General features: G+C 69.3%; 17 protein-coding genes and 2 pseudogenes. 7 read left to right on the forward strand and 12 right to left on the reverse strand.

Going from position 1 to position 16487, the window contains the following annotated elements; translation table 11 throughout:
- Positions 1-6 precede the first annotated feature (6 nt).
- On the reverse strand, positions 7-915 hold the full coding sequence (locus tag IE277_RS37310; protein ID WP_189958177.1) for a LysR family transcriptional regulator: 909 nt from the start codon (positions 913-915) through the stop codon (positions 7-9).
- Positions 916-1044: 129 nt separating this feature from the next.
- Between IE277_RS37310 and IE277_RS37315 the strand changes: the two genes are divergently transcribed.
- Together IE277_RS37315 and IE277_RS37320 are read left to right on the forward strand one after the other, a co-directional pair.
- Complete coding sequence (locus IE277_RS37315) at positions 1045-1476, forward strand: tautomerase family protein (protein WP_189958178.1); 432 nt, start codon at positions 1045-1047, stop codon at positions 1474-1476.
- A gap of 79 nt (positions 1477-1555) precedes the next feature.
- Positions 1556-1968: pseudogene (locus IE277_RS37320) on the forward strand (sigma factor); the annotation flags it as partial.
- 125 nt (positions 1969-2093) lie between these two features.
- Here IE277_RS37320 and IE277_RS37325 read toward each other — a convergent pair.
- The 3 genes and pseudogenes from IE277_RS37325 to IE277_RS37335 form a co-directional block, all read right to left on the reverse strand.
- Complete coding sequence (locus IE277_RS37325) at positions 2094-2687, reverse strand: GNAT family N-acetyltransferase (protein ID WP_189958179.1); 594 nt, start codon at positions 2685-2687, stop codon at positions 2094-2096.
- A gap of 148 nt (positions 2688-2835) precedes the next feature.
- Positions 2836-2994 (reverse strand): annotated as a pseudogene (locus IE277_RS37330) (MerR family transcriptional regulator); the annotation flags it as partial.
- A 118-nt stretch (positions 2995-3112) separates the two neighbouring features.
- Positions 3113-3865, reverse strand: a complete 753-nt coding sequence (locus IE277_RS37335; protein WP_189958180.1) for a DUF2306 domain-containing protein — start codon at positions 3863-3865, stop codon at positions 3113-3115.
- Positions 3866-4282: 417 nt separating this feature from the next.
- On the opposite strand from IE277_RS37335, the gene IE277_RS37340 reads away from it, so the two are divergent.
- Positions 4283-5074, forward strand: a complete 792-nt coding sequence (locus IE277_RS37340; protein WP_189958181.1) for an MBL fold metallo-hydrolase — start codon at positions 4283-4285, stop codon at positions 5072-5074.
- Positions 5075-5453: 379 nt separating this feature from the next.
- Positions 5454-6494, forward strand: coding sequence for a vWA domain-containing protein (locus tag IE277_RS37345; protein ID WP_189958182.1), 1041 nt, complete (start codon positions 5454-5456; stop codon positions 6492-6494).
- 133 nt (positions 6495-6627) lie between these two features.
- Here the strand turns inward: IE277_RS37345 and IE277_RS37350 are convergent, their stop codons facing one another.
- Positions 6628-7116 carry a carboxymuconolactone decarboxylase family protein gene (locus tag IE277_RS37350; RefSeq protein WP_189958183.1) on the reverse strand — a complete coding sequence of 163 codons (489 nt, stop codon included), beginning with the start codon at positions 7114-7116 and terminating at the stop codon, positions 6628-6630.
- Between the two features lie 262 nt (positions 7117-7378).
- Complete coding sequence (locus tag IE277_RS37355; protein WP_189958184.1) at positions 7379-7690, reverse strand: ROK family protein; 312 nt, start codon at positions 7688-7690, stop codon at positions 7379-7381.
- A 528-nt stretch (positions 7691-8218) separates the two neighbouring features.
- Between IE277_RS37355 and IE277_RS37360 the strand changes: the two genes are divergently transcribed.
- Entirely contained in the window at positions 8219-9988 is a 1770-nt protein-coding gene (locus tag IE277_RS37360) for an eCIS core domain-containing protein (RefSeq protein WP_189958185.1), read from the forward strand.
- A 28-nt stretch (positions 9989-10016) separates the two neighbouring features.
- On the opposite strand, the gene IE277_RS37365 is transcribed toward IE277_RS37360, so the two are convergent.
- The 3 genes from IE277_RS37365 to IE277_RS37375 all read right to left on the reverse strand — a co-directional run bounded on the left by IE277_RS37365 (position 10017) and on the right by IE277_RS37375 (position 12075).
- The gene (locus tag IE277_RS37365; protein ID WP_229882239.1) at positions 10017-10436 is read right to left on the reverse strand and encodes an ATP-binding protein; all 420 of its coding nucleotides are present in this window, start codon (positions 10434-10436) and stop codon (positions 10017-10019) included.
- A gap of 210 nt (positions 10437-10646) precedes the next feature.
- Positions 10647-11447: an anti-sigma factor family protein gene (locus IE277_RS37370; RefSeq protein WP_189958186.1), complete on the reverse strand. Its 801-nt coding sequence runs from the start codon at positions 11445-11447 to the stop codon at positions 10647-10649.
- 25 nt (positions 11448-11472) lie between these two features.
- Entirely contained in the window at positions 11473-12075 is a 603-nt protein-coding gene (locus tag IE277_RS37375; RefSeq protein WP_189958187.1) for a sigma-70 family RNA polymerase sigma factor, read from the reverse strand.
- 296 nt (positions 12076-12371) lie between these two features.
- Between IE277_RS37375 and IE277_RS47985 the strand changes: the two genes are divergently transcribed.
- Together IE277_RS47985 and IE277_RS37385 are read left to right on the forward strand one after the other, a co-directional pair.
- Positions 12372-12854 carry a plastocyanin/azurin family copper-binding protein gene (locus IE277_RS47985; RefSeq protein ID WP_229882240.1) on the forward strand — a complete coding sequence of 161 codons (483 nt, stop codon included), beginning with the start codon at positions 12372-12374 and terminating at the stop codon, positions 12852-12854.
- Entirely contained in the window at positions 12851-13849 is a 999-nt protein-coding gene (locus IE277_RS37385; protein WP_189958188.1) for a metallophosphoesterase family protein, read from the forward strand. The genes IE277_RS47985 and IE277_RS37385 overlap by 4 nt, the downstream gene beginning before the upstream one ends.
- 99 nt (positions 13850-13948) lie before the next feature.
- Here IE277_RS37385 and IE277_RS37390 read toward each other — a convergent pair whose 3' ends face one another.
- From IE277_RS37390 to IE277_RS37400, 3 genes are all read right to left on the reverse strand, one after another.
- Positions 13949-14383 carry a VOC family protein gene (locus IE277_RS37390; RefSeq protein WP_189958189.1) on the reverse strand — a complete coding sequence of 145 codons (435 nt, stop codon included), beginning with the start codon at positions 14381-14383 and terminating at the stop codon, positions 13949-13951.
- Between the two features lie 160 nt (positions 14384-14543).
- Positions 14544-16022, reverse strand: a complete 1479-nt coding sequence (locus tag IE277_RS37395; RefSeq protein WP_189958190.1) for a glycosyltransferase 87 family protein — start codon at positions 16020-16022, stop codon at positions 14544-14546.
- Positions 16019-16414, reverse strand: coding sequence for a glycosyltransferase family protein (locus tag IE277_RS37400; RefSeq protein WP_189958191.1), 396 nt, complete (start codon positions 16412-16414; stop codon positions 16019-16021). Before IE277_RS37400 ends, IE277_RS37395 begins: the two co-directional genes overlap by 4 nt.
- Positions 16415-16487 lie beyond the last annotated feature (73 nt).

The raw sequence follows: 16487 nt of genomic DNA on the forward strand, positions 1-16487 counted from the left end.
TGTTTCTCAACCGGGCTGGCGGGCTGCTTCCTGGCGGAGCGCACGGATGATCTCGGTAACGGCTGGCGGGCATGGTCCTGGCAGGCGGGCGAGGACCACCCGTCGGCGTTCAGCGGGGCCGCCCTGGACCTCGACCAGCCGCACGCCGGGTGGGACCGTGTCGGCCAGGCCGGGTGGCACGGTGGTGATGCCGCATCCGGCCGCGACCAGATGAAGTTTGGTCAGCCAGTCGCGGGCGGTGTGGACGATCCGGGGCCGTCCTGGCGCGCCGGGCCAGACGCCCATCGTCGGTTCGGCGGTGCTGGACGGGCCGGCGATCCAGTCCTGGTCGGCGAGCGCCTCAAGCTCCACGGTGTCCCCGGCCGCCAGGGGGCTGCCGGCCGGTACCGCGAGGAGCAGCGTCGTCTCGCTGAGGGTCAGGCTTTCCAGAGGCGGAGCCTGGTCGTCCAGCTGCCGATGCGGTGGCCGGGAAGCGAGGACCGCAAGGTCGATAGTGCGCGCTCGAATCGCCCGAACCAGCGCCGGGGTCGTGGCCTCTCGCGTGGTGACTCTGATACGGGGATGCGTGCGACGCAGCGCTGCCAGGGCCCGTGGCAGGATCAGCACTCCGGCGCTGGGGAAGGTGCCCAGTCGAACGATGCCGTGCTCGGGCGGAAGGCCCTTGAGTTCGCGGTCGGCCGCGGCGACGGCGTCGAGTGCCACCACGGCGTGCCGCAGCAGGGTGAGCCCGGCGGCGGTCAGCGTGACGCCGCCGACCTGGCGGTCGAACAGGCGCTGTCCTGTGGCGCGTTCCAGCGCGGCGGCCTGCCGTGAGACGGCTGACTGCGTATACCCGAGCTGCGTAGCCGCGGCGGTGAAGCTGCCGCGTTCAGCGATCTCGCGCAGCACCCGCAGGCCGGTGAGTGAGGGGTCCATGACGGTAAGGCATACCAGCCATGCCGGACTTTCGCTGGCCGCATGGAGTGCCCGGACCTAGCGTTGCCGGTGTCAGCCGCGCCGATGAGCGCGACGGCGGATCCTTCCCGATACCCGAGGAGCCTTCCCGTGCCATTCGTCGAGATCTACCTCCGCAAGGGCAAGACGCCGGAATTCCGCAAAGCCGTGTCCCAGGCAGTGCACAAGTCGATGCGGCAGGTGTTCCAGATCCCCGAGGACGACTTCTTCCACATCGTGCACGACATGGAGCCGGGCGACTTTCTCCAGGCGCCGACGTTCTTCGGTCTCAAGCGCAGCGCCGACTCAGTGATCATCCGGATGACGTTCAACCACCGGCCACCCGCGCAGAAGGCCGAGCTGTTCGAAGCCGTCGCCGACCACCTCGTCGAAACCGCGGGGATGCGCCGCGAGGACGTCCTGCTGACCATCCTGGAGACCGCCGCGGAGAACTGGTGGGCACAGGGGCGGACCATCGATCCTGAGACCGGGTTCGACACCCGGATGAGTCCCGAGGCCATGGCCGCCGGCCGACTCGACTGACGCCAGCACCACTGCCGGGCCCCGGGGCGTGCCGCGAAGCAATCGGCACCTGGCGCCCCGCCTGGTGTTCACCCTTCACCTGAACGAGTCGCTGCTGCGGGAGCCAGTACCCGCGGTGATCGGTGTCCTCGTCCGGCGCAGCGCCGACTTCGCGTCGGCCGAGGATGCCGTGCAGGAGTCCATGATGCGCGCGCTGCAAAGCCGGCCGGACGGTCCACCGCGCGATGCGAAAGCCTGGCTGGTCGCGGCCGCCTGACGCAAGTACCTCGACTCCGCCCAGGCCGAAGCCTCGCGGCGCGGACGGGAACTCGCCGTAGAAGTCGAGCCGCCGACCGGTCCGGTACCGGGCACGGACGACTCGCTGTGGCTCTACTTCCTGTGCGCGCACCCGTCGCTGCCCCCCGTTCCGCCGTCACGTTGACGCTGCGCGCGGTCGGCGGCCTGACGAGGCGGCGAGGCGGTGGTGCATCGTTGTGCGCCGTGGCGACGGTGACAGTGATCGATACCGGGTTCTGACGGACACACGGTGGGAATCTGTCGAGCTGTTGCTGCCGCAATCCGAGCGGCATGTGGGCCGTAACTTCGCCAGCAATCGGGGGCTGACTGCGCTGCTGGCGCTAGGCGATATCACCGGCTATCTGGACCGGATGGAGTCGATCGACTCCACGGGTCGTCGCCGCGGCTCGGCTGTGATCGTCGCTCGACTGGGCATCCCGAATCATGCGCACGTTTGGCAGTCTTTCTCGCCAGTGCTCTCGCTCGCCTGTGGTCTTGAATCCGTAGCGCTCGTAGAAGCGGACCGCTCGCTCGTTGTATTCGGTGACCCACAGGCGTATGGGTGAACTTCCCACCCAGGTGAGGAACTCGCTCATCATTCGACCTCCGATACCGTGGCCCTGAGCTTCGCTCAGCAAATACATCGGCCCGAGGGTGACCACCTCGTCCCGGCGACCGCAGAGGAAGCCGATGATCTCCGTCCCCGAGCGGACAACACGACAAAACAGCAGGTCCGGTTGCTGCTGCGCCGCCTCGATGAACTCCCGCCACTGGGCGATGCCTTCAGCCGTGGCGGAGGCACCGCGGTGCTCACGGATCCAGGTCTCGTCGATCCCTGCCGCCTCGTTGGGATATGTCTGTAGCCAGATCCTCAACTGCAGAGGCCCGAGAAACGCAGCGTCGTCGGCATGGGGGGCTTCGATCACATGGGTCATGGCGGCCATTCTCGCCGATGCTGAAGCACCTGACCCGGGCGGCCGTGGCACGCTGGGCGGCGGCGGGGTGCTTCCAGGCCGCGCAGGGCGAGCGTCGTACCAAGCGGAGGGGCAGTTGGAAGGTCGTACGGGCGATCCGGTTCGACGCCTACGGAGGACGCGAGGTGACGCCGGCCTTCCAGGCGATGGCGGAACGGCACTCCTCCAACGCCTGGATCGGTGCGCCGACGCGCTGCCGGTGGGCGCCGAGAAGCCGCAGGCGCTCCGCCTCGTTGCCCGTACCGTGCCGCACCAGTTCGGCGAACCGGTGCGCCCAGCGCACACAAGCACGGCACGGCACTGACGAAGTGGCTTCATCCAACTCCGGCTCGGCACTCCCCCCGGCTCCGCACCATCGGCAGACTCACCGCGGACCGCTGTCTCCCCTACCGCGACCTGACCGCTGGGGCCGCGGTGGCGGCCGGGGTGAGGCGGTAGGCGGGCAGTCCGCGTCGGCGGATCATCAGCTCGGCGATGACCAGGTTGGGCAGCCAGCTCAGGAAGGGCAGTGGAGCGTACGCGTTGTTGAAGATGCGCGTGCCGTCGACGGATCCGTGAGCGGTGAGCACCTGGACGAGGATGAGCACGCCGAGCCAGGCGCGGAGTGTGACCGCGGCGTAGGCGAGGGCGAAGCTCCGGATCATCCATGCGCGGTGGCTGGGCAGGTCGCGGTCGCGGATGGCACGGTAGCCGCGCCAGGTGGCCCAGGCCCACAGCGCGGCAAGGCCGCCGAACCCGAAGAAGCCGTCGAAGGCGATCGAACTCGCGAAGGACATGACGACGGCGGCCACCGATCCGACGGCCACACCGAGGACGTACACCCGGCCGCTCCAACGGTGGACGGCCGGGAACCTCACCCGCAGCACGGTGGAGAACTGAAATGGCCCGGCCAACAGGGCAAGCGAGGCCATCATGATGTGGGTGTAGAAGGCGACTTGGATCGCTATCGGCCGATGCGCATACGTCGCGGACAGGCCGTGGCTTCCCGGCCTGATCGGCAGGCGCGCTTCGGCGTAGTTGGCAACGGCGTATCCGACGACGCCCAAGGAGGTCAACAGGAGGACACTCCAGCGCACTCGTGCGCGCCACCGCGCCTTCGAGGCGGTGGCGTTCGCGGCGGGTGCGGCGGTGATGGTCATGGGTGATCCCCCGTTCTCCTCTGCGTGAGACGGACTCGCGTACGCGGGGCGGGGGTGTCCTGTCTCCCTGCCCGATTCGAGCCCGCGCGAGGCCAGAACCGCACTTCGCGGGCCACGAAGTCAGCGCTGTGTCCAGCGGGCACGACCTCCGGCCCAGGCCCGTCGCGGGTCGCGGGTCGCGGTATCGGGGGCATCCCTGAGCAGGAACGCGGTGTGCGTTCCCCTCGCAAATCTAGAACGCCCAACACACCTTGTGAAGTGGCCAGTTGCACAGTGAGGGACCGGTTCCGGTGCCGCAGTGCACAGCGAGCACGGCGCGCACACCTTCACACATCTCACGGCACAACTTGCCCATATCCGTGAGGACGGGCTACAGTCATCTCACGGTTTACCAGAATCTATCCGTGAGGTGTTGGGGTGTCTGTTCTTCCCGTAACGACCAACCAGTTCCCCGTCCGTGTTTTCGGCGGCCCGACCGCCCTCTTCGAGTACGGCGGCCTGCGGTTCCTGACCGATCCGACCTTCGACGAGCCCGGCGACTACGGCCGGCCCGGCCGCCCGGTCCTGACCAAGACCGCCCCTTCCGCCATCGCCACCGCCGACCTCGGCCGCATCGACGTGGTCCTGCTCTCCCACGACGAGCACGCCGACAACCTCGACATCTCCGGCAGGTCCCTGCTCGCCGACGTTCCCCTCACCTTGACCACGCCCAGCGGCAGCGAGCGCCTGCAGGTGAAGGCCAAGGGCCTGGCCGACTGGGAGTCAATCGAGCTGCACCGCCCGGACGGCGGCACGATCACCGTGACCGGTGTCCCTGCCATCCACGGCCCCGGCTCCCGTGAGCAGGTCGAACCGATTGCCGGTCAGGTCGTCGGCTTCGTTCTGACCGGACAGGGCCTGCCCACCGTCTACGTCAGTGGCGACAACGCCTCACTCGACGCGGTCCGGGAGATCGCCGACCGCTTCGCCCCGGTCGACACGGCCCTCCTCTTCGCCGGCGCCCCTCGCTTCCCCGTCCTCTTCGACAACCAGCCGATCGTCCTGGACAGCGCCCAGGCCGCGGAGGCCACCAAGATCCTCGACGCCCGCCGCGTGGTGCCCGTCCACTACGACAGCTGGGCCCACTTCACCGAAGGCCACGAGGACATCGACGCCGCCTTCACCGCCGTCGGGCTGGCCGGCCGTCTGGACTGGGGGCAGCGGAACTGACCTCCGCCGCCTCAAGCGCCGACGCAAGCGGCGAGTTCTCCCACACCGCTCACATTCCAACGAAGCTCGCAAGCAGCCTTACGGGACTCGGATCGCCAGCGTGCAGCCTGCCTGCCGTGGGCGTGATCCGCCGGGCAGCCTCAGCCTGCTGGATCAGCCTGCAGCGGGCGCTCCGGACACGAAGAGATGGGCCGGTTGAGGGCCGGTTGGGGGCGTGCCGTGACCGCTGGGAGGCCAGAGCGCTGGTCCCTTCGGTAGCCGATCTCTGGCAAGGGTGACATGCGGTCAAACCGCTCCGCGCTCGGGCTGGGAGCCAAGATCGATTGTCAGTGGTGCGTGAGACGGTAGGAGCATCGAGTCGGAACGAGGGGGAGCGGCCATGTCCGGAAGCCAGAACTACATCAATCACGTTGCTCTTGTGCTGGATGCCAGTTCGTCGATGAGGCACCTGAGCGGCAAGGTCGTCGAGGTCGCCGACCAGCAGATCTCCTATCTTGCCCGCCGGTCGAGGGAACTGGACCAGGAAACCCGCGTCACGGTCTATGTCTTCGCGGACAAGGTGGAGTGCGTCATCTATGACAAGGACGTGCTGCGGATGCCCTCGCTGAAGCAGCTGTATCGGGTCGGTGGGATGACGGCCCTGCTGGCGGCTGCACTGAAGTCACAGCGGGAACTGGCACAGACAGCGCAACTGTACGGCGACCACAGCTTCCTGACGTTCGTACTCACCGACGGACAGGAGAACGCCAGTCATCGCTGCCCGGACGCACCTGCCACGGATCCGCGTGAACTGGTCGCGGCCGTGGCCGAGATGATCGAGGCACAGGAGGACAACTGGACGCTGGCCGTCCTGGTGCCGGACCAGATGGGCAAGCGCGAGGCCACACAGTGCGGTTTCCCGAAGGACAACATCGCCATCTGGGACGCCACGAGCACACAGGGGCTGGAGGAGGCCGGGCAGGTCATCCAGCAGGCCACCGAGAAATTCATGGTGGGCCGCTCCCAGGGCATCCGGGGATCGCGGGCGGTGTTCTCCACGGGTGCCGAGGCGGTCAACAAGGACACCATCAAGGCCGCCGGCCTCACCCCGGTGGATCCGTCGCAGTACGAGCTGATCCCGGTCGCCCGTGACGCGGCGATCCGGGACTGGGTCATCGAGTCCGGGCACACCTACCGCACCGGTGGCGCGTTCTACCAGCTCAGCAAGTCGGAGAAGGTCCAGCCGCGCAAGCAGATCGCGGTGTTGGAGAAGAAGACGGACCGGGTGTACACAGGGCCCGAGGCCCGGGCCCTGCTCGGCCTGCCGGACGTGGACGTGCGCGTCAAACCGGACCACAACGACGACTTCACCATCTTCGTGCAGAGCACCAGCGTGAACCGGAAGCTCGTACCGAACACACGGCTGCTGCTGATGCTCTGACGCCTTGGCAACCCCGATCGCGGACAGCTTCTAGAGCGGCAGTCCGCGATCGGGATGTGGCGGCCGTGATGAGTGCCGTCGTGATGAGTGCAGTCACGTGCCTGGCAGTCACCTGCCTGAGGGACGTATCAGCTCAGTCCCACTGCGCTTCGGCGAGAGAGCTGACCGGCTGCGGCTTGCCGATGACGGCCAGGGCTATGAAGAAGTTGATCTGGCCGATCGCGATGGTGAGAGTGGCCAGCGCCTTCGCGTCGTAGTGCTTGGCCGCCTCGGCGTACAGCTCGTCGGAAACCCGCTCCTTCCCGTGCGGGGCGGGCTGGAGAGTGGCCTCCACCAACGCAAGGGCGGCACGCTCGGCGTCGCTGAAGTACGGGGCGTCCTGCCAGGAGGAGACGGCCGTGATGCGCTCCTCCGACACTCCGGCCTTGCGCAGGAAACCGGTGTTCAGGACGGTCAGGTAGGTGTTGCCGACGATCTGCCCGGCGCGCAGGTGGACAAGGTTCATCGTGGTCCGCGGCACCGAGCGGTTGCCCGTGGCCCGGAAGAGAGCCGCGCTGATGTCGTTCAGCTCGGGCACGAACTCAGCCGGGTTCGGCATCCGCGAGATCGAGGCGTTCGTCATGACTGCACTCCTTCACATCCTGCTGGTCAACGACTTCACCGCACTGACGGACCGGCGCAGCAGAATGTGACAGGAAACCGGAAACTCCCTTCCCCGGCCGGCGACACGGCGACCGGTCAGGCGGTACGACGACGGCCGGCGGCACGATCTGCGCAGTCGGCGGCGGCGCCTCGCAAACCGCAGCTCACCCTTGGGCCGGTGGCCACCCGTCGGCGGGCTGCCGAGCGAGCCGGGTTGAAGGCGCACCCGTGGCCATGGCGGATCATTGCGACGTGGTGGACAGGTCGTCTCTCGCCGCCGTCAGCGCGCCCTCCAGGGCTCCGCGGAGCACCGGTTGGCTGACGATCTCCGCCAGGGCGAGGGGGACGTCCACCGCGGCGAGTTCTTCCGTCTCGGCCTCCAGCAGCCGCAGCAGCGGCTCGCCGCCGGCATGGACCAGGTGGCCCACGAGCACCACCGCACCGGGATCCAGCACGGCGGAGATGGTGGCGAGCCCGATGGCGAAGCCGTTCGCGAACCGCTCCAGAAGCTCGCGGTACGGCCCGTCGTCCGCGGCGGCGCCACGGCGCAGCAAGGGTCCTCGGCGGTGTGGGTGGCGAGGGTCCGGCCGGTGATGTCGGCGACGGACGCCCGGACCAGCGAGGGGGTCACGTCCACCCCCACCGCGTAACCGGCCGTGGGATCGACCCCGTGGAGCTGGGCGCCGGACCGCGGCGCCCTTCAGCGCTGGGGCAGCGGAACGCACTACGGCGACGTCACCGTCGCCGGGTCCCTGCTGCTGGTCAACAACGGCACGCGCGGCAGCGGCCACGGCTGGTCCGACGCGAACAGCACCGCGTACAACTGTGCCACGCAGAGATACAAGACCCCGCCACGGGCAACAGCCACTGAAGGCCCACCGGTGCGCGGGGCGCAGGGGTGCAGGGGTGCAGGGGCCCAGCGTCCATCTGACCCACGACGACGCGACCGCGGCGCGCCGTCTGCCCGCGGAGCCATTGCCTTTGTCCGGCAGGGCAGCCAAGTGTGCCCCTGCATCCCTGGTCACGGCGGGCGGCCGCGGCGTAGAAGGGAGAGCTGTCTCGACCGTCCAGAAAGGCCACGAATGCGCGCTCACGAATCGGACCACACGTCGGCCCGCCATGAGCAGCGACGACAGTCGAGGCGCGCCCCGGCAGAGGCGACCGGCCCGAAGGGCTCACAGGGTCTGCTGGCCCTCCAGGCCGCCGTGGGCAACGCCGCCGTCGTGCAGATGCTCCGCCGGGCCGACCGCGTCGAGGACGTCGAGGGCATGGGGAACACCGAGGCAGTCGAGGCGTCCGCGGCGACGGAAACCCACCGGCACGCTCCCGGCTGCGGCCACGGGGAGGCCGACCCGCCCTCGGTACAGCGCTCTTCCGTCGCCGGGGTGCTGCGCAGCGCGGGCCGTCCCCTCGACGGCAGGACGCGCGACGAGATGGAACGCCGGCTCGGCGCCGACTTCTCCGACGTCCGTGTGCACACCGACAGCGCCGCAAGGGCGTCGGCGACCGAGTTGGGTGCCCGTGCGTACACCTCCGGCAACCATGTCGTGATCGGCAAGGGCGGCGGGGACAAACACACCCTGGCCCACGAGCTCACCCACGTCGTCCAGCAGCGCAATGGGCCGGTGTCGGGCACCGACACCGGCCGGGGGTTCTCCGTGTCCGACCCGGGGGACCGCTTCGAGAGGGCCGCCGAGGCCAACGCGCGCAGGGTCATGTCCGGTCCGGTGCCGGACGTACAGCGCCACGTGGAGGCCGGGCCGCCCGTCGCGGCAGGGGCGGCAGGAGCGGACATGGTGCAACGGACCAGCTCCACCCAGCTTGAGGACGCGGTCGTCTCGCACTACCACCCCGGCAAGCGTGGTGCCCGGCTCGCCCAGAACCTCACCGTCAAACGCCCGCGGAGGGTCACCGGCAAGATCAAGCCCACGGGTACTTCCGACCGGAAGCAGGCGCCGGAGCCGGTCGCGGTCACGTCGCTCGTGACGTCGTACCGGAGCGCCATGGGCTCGAAAGGGGCGCCCGACAAGAAGCAGATCTGGAAGGACCTGTTCGGCGGGGCGGGCTACGACCGCGGTCACGTGATGGGCCTGGAGGTCGGCGGAAGCGATGTGGACGTGAACATCGTCCCGCAGTGGTCCCTGAACCAGGGCACCGGCATGTGGCGCCAGATGGAGAAGAAGATGGTCGACGCGAAGTCGGGCGACCTCCAGTTCGATGTGCACTACGGCACCGCTCAGGGCAACCACCGCCGGGTGATGATCCCGGAACGGATCGATATCACCCTCAACAACCTCCACTACGACACCTGGAGCAACGAACCGGACGTCAACGACCTGATCAGGTCGGGGCAGGACCCGAGCGACCTGGCGTACTTCTACATGCAGACGAAGCAGCGGCTGAATGGCAAGACGACGCTGACAGAGGGCGAGATGGACGCGTTCGCCCTGGAGGCGCTGGCCGGCGACAAGGGCGCCTTCCTCTGGCACGAGGACTACGAGCAGAACAGGGCCCAGGGCAAGACCCCCGCCACCAGCACTGCCGACACGCACGCGCAGGGCATGACCCGAAGCGACATTCCCAAGGACCGCCGGACCAAGCTGATCGAGGCGTACATCAAGGCGGGCTGGGTGACCAAGGGCGGCAGCGGCGCCGCGGCGACCTACACCCTGAAGGACGCCCCGGAGCCGGTCTTCTCCGACGTCGAGAGCAGTTCCGACAGCGACTCCGACGTCCAGATGTCCGACGGATCCCAGTCGCCGGGACAGCTCTTCGCCACCATCGACTACGGCTCACAGGACGACAGCAGCCAGGACCCGGACTACGAGGACAGGATGTCGACCGGCTCCTGACGAAGCCGCTGTGTGCTGCCGGGGCCGGTCATGCCGGGCACCGCAGGCAGGCGCGGACCTCCCGGCCGCTGCGCGTCTGGTGGATCTCGGTCGACTGCGCGAGGTGTGTGACGATGCCGGTGCCCCGGCCGTGTTCGTCCGGGGCGACGTCGTGCGGACGGCGCTCCACCGCGGTTCCCGAGTCACTGACCACGATGTGCAGGGCGTCGTGATCGAGGACGAGCACCAGCGTCATGCACTCACGGCCGTACTGGGCGGCATTGGCGGTGAGTTCGTCGACGATGAGAACGGCCGAGTCGCGCTCGCTCTCGGGAACGCTCCAGCACTCCAGCAGCTCCGCCGTGAAGTGACGGGCCGCGGACACATGAGCCTCCCGTGCGGGCAGGGTCAGCGTCGCCCGGTGGGAACAGGTCCCTGAGCCGGTGCGCTCGGGATTGGTCACGAACATGGTCTTCTGGCTCTTCTGTGTGGATCCGGAGGCCGGATTCGAGGTGGGGACTCTATGGGAGCGCTCATCCCGTAATACGAACGGCCAGCGGCAAATGGTTCGAGCAGTTCGCACTTTTTACCCATTTTTCTCGACGCTCGACGTCCGATGTCCGATGTCCGACGTCTGACGCCCGGCTTCCGGCTTCCGGCTTCCGGCTTCCGGCCGACCTCAGGCCCGGACCGTGACCAGCTTCTGGCCGTTCCCGGCGACGATCTCGAAGCGCTCGATGGCTCCCGGAGTCATGGGGACCGCCCCTGGAATCTTCGTTCCGGGCGGGTACGCACCGGCCCGCCAGGTGGCGGCGTCCGCCCTGGTCCCGCCGGGCCCGATCGCCTGCAGCCGGCAGATCACGCCGGTCGGCGCGCCATGGGCCGAGACCTGCAGGACACTGCCCCAGGCCGAGGCGAACACCTTCACCGAGGCGGTGACGCCGGTGCTGGAGTCGCTTCCGGAGAAGGTCCGCGACGGCGTCGGCGCGGCAGACCCTGGTTGCCTGCCCTGACTCGTCACCGATGTGCCGGCCGCCAGCCAGGTGCCACCGACTGCCGCCGCCGCGACCAGCATCAGGGAGGCGGCCACGCCGGCCAGCTGCAATCGCCAGGTTCTGCGACGCCTGATCGCGGCCTGCTGAAGCATCCTGTCGACCAGTCCCGCCTCGGCCGCCTGAGGCGCCGCGGACACGCCGGACGGTGCCTGCGGCGCGCCCTGCGCGCCCTGCGCCCCCTCGGCTGCCCGCCGCACCAAGCGGTCGGCCAGGTCCTCGTTGCCGGCGGGCACCGTCCGGCCTGCCGCTTCGGCCGCCGTGACCATCGCGAGCAGCGCCGGCAGCCCGGCCAGCTGCTCGTACTCCGCCCGGCATGCGTCACATGTCGCCAGATGAGCGCGCACCTGTTCCGTCTCGGCCGGGGACAGCGCGCCCAGGACATAGCCTCCCAGCGCCATCCGCAGGGCGTCGTGGTCCGCGTTCATGGCCGGCACCTCCTCCATGCCTCGGTCATGGCTCGATGCCTCGTTCCTGCAGCGCGAGCCGGAGGGCGTGCAGGGCGTAGTACGTCCGCGACTTGACGGTGCCCAGCGGGATGCCCAGCACGCCCGCGGTCTCCGCCATGGTCCGGCCCCGGTAGTAGGTCTCGACCAGTACAGCGCGGTGGTCCGGGGACAGCGTCCGGATGGCGTCGGCCACCGCCCAGCTCTGCAGTGCCTGCTCGATCTGGTCCTCGCCGACCGCCTGCTCGGCGGCCCGCTCCAGGGCCTCGCCGCCGGTCTCCGCCGGCCTGGCCCGCCGGGCCCGGTGGGCGTCGATGACCAGGTGCCGGGCGACCGTGAACAGCCAGGCCCGGGCAGGACCGCGCCGGGGGTCGAACGCGGCGGGGTGCTGCCATGCCCGCAGCAGCGTCTCCTGTACGACATCCTCGGCCCACTGCCGGTCTCCTGACGTCAGTCGCAGCGCGTAGTGGAACAGGGGACCCGCGTGCTCGGCGTACAGAGCGCGGATCAGCTCCTCGTCCGCGGCCGAAATGATCCCTTCATCAGAGACACGGCGCGCGGAGCGATCCGTATCAGCTGTTTGGCCACGTTTGCGGGCATTCCATGGCATAAGTCGATCATTACCCACATACGCAATTTTGTCGTGCCGCGTATCGGTCGAACCGGACGGCATCGTCGCCCGTGAAGTCGGATGAGAACTGAGATACACGGGGCGAGACGAGCGGCCGTGGCACACGGATCCCCTCTGCGTCGGACTGTCGCGCACTCGGCCACCGCCTTCCCCTCCCTCTTCCCGCCTCTTCCCGCCTCTTCCCGCCTCTTTCTGATCGGTGAGGAACGAACACCATGAACCCACACCTTGGTCATGTCGGCCGACGATCACGCGTCGCTGCCGGGCTCGCAACCGTGGCGGCAGCAGCCCTGGGGCTCCTCAGCGCGTGCGGCCAGTCCCCGCATTCCACCGCGGCCGGTGCCATCACGGCCGGTCCCGGCCAGCGACAGGTGGCCGGGATGCCGGGCGCCTCCGCGCCGGGACATACGGCGAGCGCCGCTTCCGGCGTCGCCTCGCCGATGCCCAGCATGAGCATGCCCATGAGCTCGCCGAAGACGGGTGCCGTCGATGCGCCGGTGACCGGAGACGCCGTGGCGATCAAGAACTTCGCGTTCTCCCCGACCACGCTGAAGGTCAGGGCCGGCACAACGGTGACCTGGACCAACCAGGACGCGGACGCCCACACCGTCAGCAGCGCCGCATCGGGCGGACCGTTGCACTCGCCCGCTCTGGCCACCCACGCCACCTACAGCCACCGGTTCACCGAGCCGGGCACCTATGTCTATCTCTGCACCATCCATCCCTTCATGACGGCCAAGGTGGAGGTGACCCGATGACCGGGTACCGTGACGCCCACAATCCAGTCCCCGACGGCGCCGCCGACCAGCCCGCCGGAGAACACGGCATGACACGGCGTCAACTCATCCGGCACGCGGGATGGTTCGGCGGGGCCGTCGTGCTGACCGTGGCCGGCGGCGAGGTGATCAGCCACATCGCCGGCCCTCAGGACACCGTCGCCGAGACTGCCGAGGCCGCCGCGGTCACCAGCGGCGCTCTGCGGTTCGTACAGGTCTCCGACAGCCACATCGGCTTCCACGGGCCGGCGAACATGGACGTGGCCCGCTCATTCACCGCAGCGATCGATCAGGTCAACACACTCGGCTTCCGGCCCGACTTCGTCATGCACAGCGGCGACCTGACACACCTGTCCACGCCGGGCCAGTTCGACCAGGTCAGGCAGATGTTGTCCGGACTGCAGACGGACCGCGTCTTCACCGTGCCCGGCGAGCACGACTCCATCGGCGATGCGGGCCGCGCCTACCGGCAGATCTTCGGGCAGGGCACACTCGGCGACGGCTGGTACAGCTTCGACACCCACGGAGTGCACTTCATCGCCCTGGTCAACACCCTGAGCCTGGAGAAGCTGGGCCACCTCGGCACCGAGCAGATCGACTTCGTACGCAAGGATCTGGCGGGACTGCCATCGGACACCCCGATCGTGGTCTTCAGCCACATCCCGCTGTTCGCCATGTACCCCCAGTGGGGCTGGAGCACGGACGACGCGTTGAAAGTGATCGCACTCCTGCGCCGCTTCTCCTCGGTGACCTGTCTCAACGGACACGTGCACCAGCTGTTCACCAAGACAGAGGGCAATATCACCTTCCACTCCGCCACCACCACCGCCTACCCGCTGCCGAAGCCGGGACGGGCCCCCGCCCCCACCCCCCAGGTCGTCCCCGCCCGCCGGCTCAAGGCCGCGCTCGGCATTCGCACCGTGGGCTACCGGCAGGGCGACCGGGAACTGGCGATCAAGGACGAGAGGCTGGCCTGAGCGCCTGATCCGGCAAACCGCGCCACGGCGCTCTGACGGGTCGGGGGCGGTTCCTCGTCTTGGCCCACAGGGACAGAACGAGGGCGCGTTCGCGGCCCCTCAGTCGAGACAGAACTCGTTGCCCTCGATGTCCTGCATCACGAGGCATGACTCGTTGTCACCATCGGCAGGCAGCAGTCGCACGCGTACCGCGCCGAGCGCAATGAGTCGCGCGCATTCGGCCTCGAGTACGGCGAGGCGCTGTTCACCCACGAGCCCGGTGCCGACCCGCACATCAAGATGCAGCCGATTCTTGACGACCTTCCCTTCGGGAACGCGCTGGAAGTAAAGTCGCGGGCCCACACCTGAGGGATCACTGCATGCGAACCATGCGTCCTGATCCTCAGGTGGCAGCGAGCAATTGAAATCGTCCCAGGTGGCAAACCCCTCCGGCGGCGGCGGTGCGACGTACCCCAACACCTCGCACCAAAAACGAGCGACGCGCTCAGGTTCCGCGCAGTCGAAGGTGACTTGGAACTGCTTGATCGATGCCATCGGCCCACCATAGTGGCGCGGGGGCTCGATCTGGCACGGCGTCATCTTCACCGGTCTCATGGTCGCCGCGGGATTCCTGCCGGCCGTCGCGTCCCTGGTCGCCTCCCACTTCGCGGTCGTGGGCCTCGTCGTCCGCCTCGCCTACGGCGCCGTGCTCGGGTCAGGCGGCAGCCGGCGCCGAGCGGTGGTGTCGGTGCAGCAATCGTTGCGCCGGAGTGGTGCGCAGGCACGCGGCGAGTGTGATGACCGCGGCTGCTGCGCCGTACGCCCATGCCTGGAGGGGGAAGCCGGGGAGCAGACGGCCGGCGAGGTAGAGGACGGTTCCGGCCAGGGTGACGGTCAGCCACTCCCAGCGGCCGTCGAGGGCGACGAGGGCGACCACGAGCAGGGAGTACCAGGGGTAGTTGGGTGAGATCAGGAGCAGGGCCGTGCCCGTGAGCAGCAGGGCGCCGCGCCAGGGGCGAGCGGGATCCCCCCGCAGCCACACATAGATCGCGGTCAGGGCGAGCAGCACGACCGCGGCCACGCCCGCGGCGGCGTCCGGCAGCAGAAGGCGCAGCAGGGCGAAGCGTTGTACGTCGCCCGGTTCGTAGCCCTCCTCCTGGAGGTAGCCGGGCAGGTAGCCGAGGACGCCGGTGCCGGAGGCGAGGACGTAGGGCAGGTAGGCGAGTGCGACTGCGCCGACCGCTGCCGATGCCACGCGGAGGACCCGAGCCGGGCTGCGCTGCCCCGACAGCGCGCCGGGCAGAGCGAGGACGGGCAGAACCTTCACCGCGATCGCGGCGCCGAGGAGTGCGCCGCGTCGGGTACCTGCGGCGGTACCCAGGGCGAGCACGGTGAGCAGGACACCGAGCGTGTCGATGTGGGCGTTGTTGACCGCCTCGAAGGCGACAGCAGGGCACCAGGCCCACAGCGCGGCCCGGGCCGGGGCCCGCTGCGGATCGCCACGCCGGCGCACCACCGTGAGCAGGGCAAGGGTGGTGCCGAACGCCAGGACGGCGCCGCCGATCTGGATCGGCTTGTGGCGGCTGCCGGGCGGGGAGAGGGCGTGGACGGCGAGGAACCAGCCCTCGGCCACGGGTGGGTAGATGGTGGGGACGGTGGGGCGGTTGATCCGCACGCACAGCCCGGTGTCGGTGCGGTGCAGGCCCCAGCCTGTACAGGAACCATGGGTGGGGAAGAGCCAGTTGTCGCGCAGGCCGGAAAGCCGCGGTGCGGCGGGTGGGTGGGCGTAGGGCGAGATGCCGGCGGCCTGGACGCGGCCGTCCCAGGCGTAGCGGAACATGTCGTCGCTGGTACGGGGCGGGGCGGCGAGGGCCGCGACGGCGACGGCGACCGCACCCGTCAGGACCAGGACGCTCGCCGCGCGCGCCGGGACCTTGCGCACGGCCCATACGGCGGCGCCGAACAGTGCCCAGGCAACGGCATACCCGGCAAGGACGTGGCCAGGGTTGCTCTGATTGTCGCCGGCCCGGACGGTGTCGGCGACGACGGCCGCGAGCGCGGCGAGGAGTACGGCGGTGATGGCGATACGCGCCCGCCCACGACCGGTGGCGTGGCTCACGAGCACGGCGGGGTGCCCGGACCGGGGCTCGGCCCGCCCGGGGTGCGCCCGGCGTTGGGTGACGGCACGCGTCATGGCTGGTCGATCCCTCCGATATGCGGGGCAAGGGCCCGGAGGGCCTCACGATGCGGGGCAGGGGCCTGGAGTACCTCACGGCGAGCGGCCCGCATCGGGCCGAGGTCGTGCAGGCGTAGTCCGCCACATCGCCGGATCAGCCGCGCTGGCTCCCGGTCGGCCGACCTTGCGTGCGGGGGCCGGGCACCGAAGTCTCGGCGCGGCTCACGCGCCACATGTGCCCCGACAGCGCGGGCTATGTCCGCCGAGTTGCCCGTGGAGCGGGTGTCGACGACGATCGCGCGCCGGACCGAGGGTATGCGGCCCAGCACCCACGGATTGACCTCGGCCTCGTCGGGGCAGGGCAGCACCACGTCAACGGGAGCGGACGAAGGGGAGGGTGTCTCGATCACCTCACCCACCCTACGGACGCAAAACAGGCATAAGGGATTCGGTGATCTTACGGACCGCTGACGTCCGCGGCCG

Origin of the sequence: Streptomyces alanosinicus, from assembly GCF_014650595.1 — a bacterium.
Classification (GTDB): domain Bacteria; phylum Actinomycetota; class Actinomycetes; order Streptomycetales; family Streptomycetaceae; genus Streptomyces; species Streptomyces alanosinicus.